A 7,942-nucleotide genomic window follows, 5' to 3' on the forward strand; every position below is an offset into this window, starting at 1 on the left:
CTGTTGGGCCGTAAATCGCGAGAGATTCGCGCTTCATCACGGTTCAGTGGCGGTCGCCGAGCGGCGAATACCACCATTCCTGCGGGTAATTCGTGAAGTCGGAGCGGGGTGGCGCGACATGGTGCACGGGCGCGGTTCGTCATGGGCGATCCGGTCAGACGAATCGCCGATCTGCCGCTGCCCGGCGGAACAGGGGTGCAGGGCTGGCGTACCAGTGGCGTGCGATCTACCAGAGCGTCTTCACGTGCGCATACGCGCAAATCCTTTCGTCGCGGGTGACGAGCGGTGCGCCAAGCCGCCGAGCGGTAGCGACGATCATGCGGTCGGCCGGATCCTTGTGGAAGGTGCCGGGCAGGTCGGCGGACTTCGCGGCGATGTCTGCGTCGACGGGCACGAAGCGCATGCCGTCGATCTGCGCGACGGTGGCGAGCCACGCGTCGACATCCATCGTCAGAGCAAGGCGATCGTTGCGCACCAGCATCGCGATTTCCCATGCGGAAATCGCGGACGCGGCGAGCGTGCCTTCTGCGCGAGCACGATCGATCGCGCTGCGGGCCTTCTTGCTGAGCGACGGATCGCCCGCCACCCACCACACCAATGCATGTGTATCCAGCACGATCACCGCGACGCCTCCCAATCGTCTTCCGCAATCGGATCGAGAGGATTGTCGTAGCGCATGACCGAGCCGCGCAACATGTCCAACGGCTGGGCTTCGCGTGCGTGGTATGGCCGGATTTCCAGCGTTGGCTTGCCGTGGTCGGTGACGATGAGGCTTTCGCCCGACGCTTCGACGAGGCGGAAGTATTCAAGCGCGCGAGCCTTGAATTCGGATTTCGAGACGGGAGCGTGTGGCATCACGATATGAGCATGGTCATTTGACGATGGTCATTTTAGGCGGGGGCACCGGATCGGCGCAAGCAACCGGTCGGTGCCGGCGACTGCGGTGTTTCGGCGTTGGGGGCGCGATCCGTGTTCGGTAGGAAGCAGGATTCTGCTCTTGCAGCGCAGGTCTCGACCGAGAGAGAGACGCAGGGGCGGATGTACGTAAATCACGAACGATATCCCGCTACGAAAACGTTGCGCCAGCGATTCGAGGCAATCGTCGACGAACACCCTTTTACGCTCCTGTCGCTGCTTGTGCTTTCGCTCGGAGGGGCAGTCCCACTACTGTTTTCAGGTTTTCGGTCAGCGTCGCCCCGCTTCTGGAATTCACGCATCCGCCCACTTCCTCAACAGGTTGTGATAAATCCCGGTGAGCGAAATGACCACCGGGTCCTTCGCCCCTTTTTCCGCGGAAAGCGCCTGAATCTGCGTATCGAGCTGAAACAGCAGCGTGCGATCACCGTCGTCGCGCACCATGCTCTGGATCCAGAAGAACGACGCGATGCGCTCGCCGCGTGTCACGGGCGTCACGTGATGCAGGCTGGATGCCGGATACAGCACGAGATCGCCCGCGGGCAGCTTCGCGCGATGCACGCCGTACGTATCTTCCACACACAGTTCGCCACCGTCGTACGCATCCGGCTCCGCGAGAAACAGCGTCGCCGACAGATCGCTGCGCACGCGAAAATCCGTGCCGCGCAGCAGCCGGATCGCGTTGTCGACATGCGTGCCGAACGTCTCGCCGCCTTCATAGCGATTGAACAGCGGCGGAAACACCTTCAGCGGCAGCGCCGCCGAAAAGAACAACGCATGACGCGCCAGCGCATCCTGGATCGCATCGCCGACCGCGCGCGCGACGGGCGAATCTTCCGGCAACTGCCGGTTTCGTTTCGCCAGCGCAGACTGCGCGCCGGACGTCGCGTTGCCGTCGACCCAGTCGGCGGCATCGAGCAATTCGCGGCATTGCGCGACCTGCGCGTGCGTCAGCACGCCAGGAACATGAAGCATCATGATTCGAATTCCCTCTCGTGAGACGGCAGCCGCATCGCGGCCGCGCGGAACGCCTCGAGCGGCGACGACGCGAGATACGCGCGCATCTTCGCGACGAAGGCCGGGGTAGCGGTGGCCGGCACGCGCGCAAGCCACTCGAGCGCGTCATCGATGCGCCCGCGCGCCGCGAGCAGTCGTGCGTAGTTGAACTGGCCGCGGAAGTCGCCGGCCTCGGCTGCGCGACGATAGTGGTCGAACGCGGCATCGGCGTCGACGGGTACGACCCAGCCGTCCTCGTGGAAACCGCCGATCAGGTTGATCGATTTCGCATGACCGAGAGCGGCCGCGCGGCGAAACCAGTCGAGCGCGTCGGCGCGGTTCTCGTCGATGCCATTGCCGAGCGCGAGCGCCGTCGCATAGTTGTACATCCCCCAGTCGAGCCCGGCCTGCGCGGCGAGCCGATACCAGTACACGGCCACCGGCGTGCATGCGGCCGTGCCCCAGCCGAACTCGTAGCAGCGGCCGAGCATGTTCATCGCCATCGGATGACCGGCGCGCGCCGCGTGCCGGAACCAGCCGAACGCGGCGGCCGGATCGCGCGCGACGCCGTGCCCGTCGAGCAGATACTGTCCGTAGACGGCCTGCGCGTCGACGATGCCGTTTTCGGCGGCCGCCGCCACCCACGCGGCGGCGCGCTCGGGCGGCCCGGCGAGGATCTCGGCGAACGCGCCCGGCGACACCGACGCGAGCGCCCTCAGCGATACCGGTTCCATCGATCAGTAGCGCGCGTTCAGCGTGACGAACGCCGAGCGGCCCGGTGCGATCGACGCGTAGTGCGCCGGATACGCCTGATCGAAGTACGTGCGGTTGAACAGGTTGTTCACGTTCAGTTGCAGGTCGAGCTTCTTGTTGATCCGGTACTGCGCCATCGCATCGAAGCGCCAGTACGACGGCACGGCGCGCAGGTTCGCCGGATCGCCGAATACTTCCGACATGTAGAACGCGCCGCCGCCAACGGTGAACTTCGGCGTCACGTCGTAGTTCGACCACATCGTCAGGCTGTGCTTTGGCGTGTTCGGGAAGCGGTGGCCGTCGTTCGCGGCATCCTTGCCGTTGTCGCGCAGTTCGCTCTTCATGTACGTGTAGCCGCCGAACACCTGCCACTGCTTCGTGATCTGGCCGGCGACGCCGAGCTCGAGACCCTGCACGCGCTTGTTGCCGACCATCGCGTACTCGTTGTTCGGCAGCGTCACGCGCGCATTCGTCGTGTCGATCTGGAACAGCGCGGCGGTCAGCGACAGCTTGTCGTTCAGCACGTTCCACTTCGTGCCGAGCTCGATGCTGCGGTTCTTCTCGGGAGCCATCTGGTCCGCGTTCGGGCCGACGCCGCCGCGGCCCGGCGTGAGCGACTGCGTCTCGCTGCCTTCGCCGAGCAGCATGCCGGCCGGCGTCGACGACGTTGCATACGACGCGTAGATGCTGCCGTTCTGCGCGGGCTTGAACACGGCACCGAGCTGCCAGTTGAAGAGCGTGTCGTCGCGGGTGTAGGTCTTGCCGCCGTTCGCCCTGGTGTCGGTGAAGCGGGTCGAGTAGTCGTCGACGCGCACGCCGGCGTTGACCTGCCAGCGCGGCGTGAGCTCGATCGTGTCGAAGCCGTAGATCGACTTCGTCGTGGTGCGCGCGTGCGCGTAATCGTTGTTGCGCGTGATCGAGCCGGCCCACGGGTCGTTCGGATTCGGCGACCACAGGCTTGTGCAGTTGTAGCCAGACGGCGCGCCGATGCCTTTCTGGCAGATCGTGCCCTTGTCGGTCGCGACCGTGTACGAATCGCGCTTGCCCCATTCGCGCGACAGTTCGACGCCGGTCGTGAAGCTGTGCCTGAACGGGCCGGTGCGGAATTCGCCGAACAGCTCGGTCAGGTTCGCGAGGCTGTTGACCGCGCTGTTGCGGTTGTTGTTGCGGCGCCAGACCTTGCCGTTGACCACGTTGCCCTGGCTGTCGTCGGGCTGCGTCCAGATGTAGTCCTGCGTCGATTCCGTGTAGCGCGTGGTATTGCGCACCGTCAGCCCCGGCGTGATGTCGTGCTCGATCTTGATCGTGCTGATGTCGGACGTGGTCTTGCGGAAGTCGCGGTCGATCAGCCCGTAGAAATTGTGGCGGTCGACGGGTGCCGGATAGATCGTATCGACGTTCGCGGGCTTGTTCGACGTCGTGTAGAAGTACGGAATGCCGCTGTCGGGCAGATCGTCGGTCGACAGGTGGTAGTAGCTGGCGGTCACGCGCGTCGGCGTGCCGAGGCCGAACGCGATCGACGGCGCGACGCCCCAGCGCTCGTTGTTGATGGCGTCGCGGCCGGCGACGTCGTTGTTGTGGCTCATCAGGTTCAGGCGGAACGCGGCATGATCGGCGAACTGCCAGTTGCCGTCGGCGGTGAAGCGGCGATAGCGGTCGGTGCCGAGGCCCGCGCTCGCGGCGGCGGTCGTGCCGAGGTGCGGCGCCTTCGTGATCAGGTTGATGCTGCCGCCCGCGCCGCCGCGGCCGCCGTACGCACCGTCGGAACCCTTGGTGATCTCGACGCGCTCGGTGTTGAAGATTTCGCGCGTGGTCGCGCCCGTGTCGCGCATCCCGTCGACGAACATGCTGCCTTGCGTATCGTAGCCGCGAATGAACGGGCGATCGCCGAGCGGGTTGCCGCCTTCGCCGGCGCCGAACGTGATGCCGGGCACGGTGCGCAGCGCCTCGGTCAGGGTGGCCGCGCCGCTGCTCTGGATCAGCGCCTGCGGAATCACGGTGACCGACTTCGGCGTGTCGACGAGCGGTGCGGTGAATTTCACGGACGCGGAAAAGTCGGCCTTGTAGCTGTGCTCGGTCTTGCCCTGGACCTCGATCGGCGCGAGATGGCCTTCCGTGCCGACCGGGGCGGGCGACGGCGTGCCGTCGGCGAACGCAGGGCTCGCGGCGAGCACGCTGCACAGGGTGGTGAATTTGCCGAGCTTCAGCTCTTCGGGACGGGACTTCATGGTGCGCTTCGACCTCGCTGCGTGGCCCGGAAACGGCGTGGTGCGGAAAGGTGCATGCCGCCGGGAATTATTACGATTTGTTTTCAGGCGGCATTCTATGTAATTTTTGGTTAAATGAGAAGCGTTCGTGTTCTCATTTGTAAGGAAATTGTTGACGAATGTGGCGGAGGGCGCGAAGGCTCGCGGGGCGGGGGAGAGATGGCTGAATGGCCGAGTGTGAAAGGCGTGGCGGGCGTTTTACCGTGGCCGTGTTGCCGGAGGGGCGCAGGCGAGACTGGCTGCGCCAAAGCATCGAGCAACGCGTCGTGCCGTTGTGTCGCGGCCGGATCCTGCCGTTCGACGATGCGGCGAGCCAGGCGTAGGCGTATGTGAGCCTTCGCGCGAAGGCGTCTGCCGATGGCTTGGTCGCTGCAATTGCCGGAGCGAACGGGCTGATCGTTGCCACGCGCGACGTCGGGCCGTTCGAAGCAACCGGTCTGCGTGTGATCGCCCCGTGGGTCGGCTGACGCCGGGTTGGCCGCCCCCACGTTACCTGCATCGAAAATGAAAAACGCGCCGTGCAAGGAGGCGCGTCGTGTGCACTACGTCGGCGCGCGGCCCTCGAGATGAAGCAGTCTCAAGCCCGGCCGCGCCGCGCCGGATGCGGATCAATCGATCCCGTGAAACACCGCATCCTCGGGCCCGAGGTATGCCGGCGGGCGCCACGTCGCGTCGCGCATGGAATGCTGGACGAGGTTCTCGACGCCGAGCAGCACCGCGAAGATCGCCATGCGCACCGGGATGCCGTTGTCGGTCTGGCGGAAGATCGCAAGGCGCGGATCGCGGTTCAGGTCGACCGACAGGTCGTTCGCGCCGGGCCGGCTGTCGCGCGGCAGCGGGTGCATGATCAGCGTGTCGGATTTGCAGACGGAATCGACGAGCGCCTGGTTGATCTGGAAATCCGGCGTGTAGCCTTCGAACGACTCGTCGGTGAAGCGCTCCTTCTGGATCCGCGTCGCATAGACGACGTCCGCGCCGCGCAGCCCGGCCGCGAGGTCGTTCGTCTGCTCGATCACGTGGCCGTTCGTCGCGATCTGGTCGATGATGTAGGTCGGCATTTCGAGCGTCGGCGGCGACACGAGCGTGAACTTGAGCCCGCGGTACAGCGCGAGCAGCTTGACGAGCGAATGCACGGTGCGGCCGTACTTCAGATCGCCGACGAGCGCGATATGCGCGCCGTCGACGATCTTGCCGAGTCGCGAGAACTCGCGCTGGATCGTATAGAGATCGAGTAGCGCCTGGCTCGGGTGTTCGCCGGGGCCGTCGCCGCCGTTGATTACCGGCAGGTTGGTCGCGCGCGCGAACTCGGCGACCGAGCCCTTCTCCGGATGGCGGATCACGAGCGCGTCGACATAGCCGGCCATCACGCGGCTCGTGTCGTAGATCGATTCACCCTTGGCCATCGACGAGAACGTGAAGCCGGTCGTGTCGCACACCGAGCCGCCGAGCCGGCAGAACGCCGCGCCGAACGACACGCGTGTGCGCGTGCTGGCTTCGAAGAACAGGTTGCCGAGCACGGCGCCTTCGAGCACGCGCGAAATCTTGTGGCGGCGCGCGATCGGCTGCATCACGTCGGCGACGCGGAACAGCGCCTCGACCGAATCCCGCGAGAACTGGTCCACCGAGATCAGTTGCGGCTTGCCTTCGAACAGGAACTGATTCGCGAGCCCCTGTTTATCTACGCTTTGCGTATGGTTCGCGCCATCCGGTTCCGAGCGCTCGACGATTTCCGACACGAAGCGCTCGACGATCTCGGGCATGCCGCGCGATTCCTGCGAATCGTCGGGCAACAGCCACGTATCCAGCGCGCGGCGGCTAACGCCGATGCGGTTCGCGAACGCTTCGCGGGTCATGTTGAGGCGGCGCATCGCGTCGCGCAGGAAGGCTTGCTGGGGAACGGTCATCGGTGGCACCTCGCAGAAAATATACGCGATGCGTATATTAGTTCGAAGGCCGGCGAAGTCAAGGAAAATCTGTGCAAAGCGCCTGTGTGATCGGTGTCACACCTGCCGGCTCGCACTGGCGCACGGCAGCCGTCTCCGTATAATCAGGTCAGGCCCCGTGTCCTGCATGTGGCAGGGCGCGATGCCGCAGACGATTCGCCCGGTCGGGCTTGTTGATTCGAAGGAGAATGAGAATGACGCGTACGATTGCTGCAATGCTGCTGGTGGTGACCGCCGCGCTAGCCGGTTGCAATACCGTTGCAGGCATGGGTCAGGATATTTCGAAGGGTGGCCAGGCGATCAGCGATACGGCCGACAAGGCCAAGTAAGCTGCCGGGTTCCGGAATGCAGAAGGCGCCGGGCCGTCCCGCGAGTGCGGGGCGGCCCGGCGCCTTTTGTACTGTTCGCGGTGCGGCTGCAGCCCGCGTCAGGCGGTTTCCACGAACGCGTAACGGCCGTCGACCTTGCGCGGCGTGAACCAGCCGAAGTCCGGGAACATCCGGTTGCGGACGAACCAGACGTAACCCACCAGCACGACCGTCACCGCGAGGCTCGGCAGTGCGCTCGACGGATCCTGTCCGAGATCGGCGATGGTCTTCGGCAGTTGCAGCAGCGACAGGATGATGAACGCGTGATACGCGCCGACGCGATGGGTCGCGAAGCCCCAGATGAACAGCAGCGACAGCGGCACGGTCAGCACGACGAACAGCACAGCGAGGCCTTTGCCGAGTACGCCCGCCGCGCCGAGGTGGTCCGCGGCGGCGGAGAACAGGTAGGCGAGCGCGAGGCTGATCACGAGTTGCGCGATGCCGAGGCCGACCAGGATCCATGTGTGCACCTTGTTCTTTCTGCACAGCTCGGGGTCGGGGCGCGACGCGATCAGGCGCGCGAGCACGCGATCCTTGAGGCCGTGTCCGGCCAGTTCAGCCAGCACGTCGGCTTTTCTCGCACCCGCGGACAGCAGCGCCGCGATTCTTGTTTTGGCTTCCTTCTTGTTCATGGCGTGGCGAATTATTGTTCGATGGTTGTCAAAAGGCCCGGCCACGCGAATATTGCATCTTGTGCGAT

General features: G+C 65.1%; 8 protein-coding genes and 1 pseudogene. 2 read left to right on the forward strand and 7 right to left on the reverse strand.

Annotation, left to right across the window (positions count from 1 at the left end; translation table 11 throughout):
* Window positions 1-226 precede the first annotated feature (226 nt).
* The 5 genes from J7024_RS35595 to J7024_RS35615 all read right to left on the reverse strand — a co-directional run bounded on the left by J7024_RS35595 (window position 227) and on the right by J7024_RS35615 (window position 4,892).
* Window positions 227-622 (reverse strand): type II toxin-antitoxin system VapC family toxin, encoded by a 396-nt coding sequence (locus J7024_RS35595; RefSeq protein ID WP_124830911.1) that lies wholly within the window; start codon window positions 620-622, stop codon window positions 227-229.
* Entirely contained in the window at window positions 619-858 is a 240-nt protein-coding gene (locus J7024_RS35600) for a type II toxin-antitoxin system Phd/YefM family antitoxin (protein WP_124830912.1), read from the reverse strand. The genes J7024_RS35595 and J7024_RS35600 overlap by 4 nt, the downstream gene beginning before the upstream one ends.
* 351 nt (window positions 859-1,209) lie before the next feature.
* Window positions 1,210-1,893, reverse strand: a complete 684-nt coding sequence (locus J7024_RS35605; RefSeq protein ID WP_175761719.1) for a Fe2+-dependent dioxygenase — start codon at window positions 1,891-1,893, stop codon at window positions 1,210-1,212.
* The gene (locus tag J7024_RS35610; protein WP_124829937.1) at window positions 1,890-2,645 is read right to left on the reverse strand and encodes a tetratricopeptide repeat protein; all 756 of its coding nucleotides are present in this window, start codon (window positions 2,643-2,645) and stop codon (window positions 1,890-1,892) included. The genes J7024_RS35605 and J7024_RS35610 overlap by 4 nt, the downstream gene beginning before the upstream one ends.
* A 3-nt stretch (window positions 2,646-2,648) precedes the next feature.
* On the reverse strand, window positions 2,649-4,892 hold the full coding sequence (locus J7024_RS35615; RefSeq protein ID WP_175751811.1) for a TonB-dependent receptor: 2,244 nt from the start codon (window positions 4,890-4,892) through the stop codon (window positions 2,649-2,651).
* 206 nt (window positions 4,893-5,098) lie between these two features.
* Here J7024_RS35615 and J7024_RS35620 point away from each other — a divergent pair.
* A pseudogene (locus tag J7024_RS35620) lies at window positions 5,099-5,398 on the forward strand (hypothetical protein).
* A gap of 141 nt (window positions 5,399-5,539) precedes the next feature.
* On the opposite strand, the gene J7024_RS35625 reads toward J7024_RS35620, so the two are convergent.
* Window positions 5,540-6,835, reverse strand: a complete 1,296-nt coding sequence (locus J7024_RS35625; RefSeq protein WP_124829939.1) for an aspartate carbamoyltransferase — start codon at window positions 6,833-6,835, stop codon at window positions 5,540-5,542.
* A 233-nt stretch (window positions 6,836-7,068) separates the two neighbouring features.
* Between J7024_RS35625 and J7024_RS35630 the strand changes: the two genes are divergently transcribed.
* A complete protein-coding gene (locus J7024_RS35630) occupies window positions 7,069-7,203 on the forward strand; it encodes an entericidin A/B family lipoprotein (RefSeq protein WP_096501446.1) in 135 nt (44 codons plus the stop codon).
* A 98-nt stretch (window positions 7,204-7,301) separates the two neighbouring features.
* Here J7024_RS35630 and J7024_RS35635 read toward each other — a convergent pair whose 3' ends face one another.
* Window positions 7,302-7,874 (reverse strand): permease, encoded by a 573-nt coding sequence (locus J7024_RS35635; RefSeq protein WP_124829940.1) that lies wholly within the window; start codon window positions 7,872-7,874, stop codon window positions 7,302-7,304.
* Window positions 7,875-7,942: the final 68 nt, after the last annotated feature.

The sequence above is a fragment of the Burkholderia sp. WTPI3 genome (genome assembly GCF_021483755.1).
Taxonomy (GTDB): Bacteria; Pseudomonadota; Gammaproteobacteria; order Burkholderiales; family Burkholderiaceae; genus Burkholderia.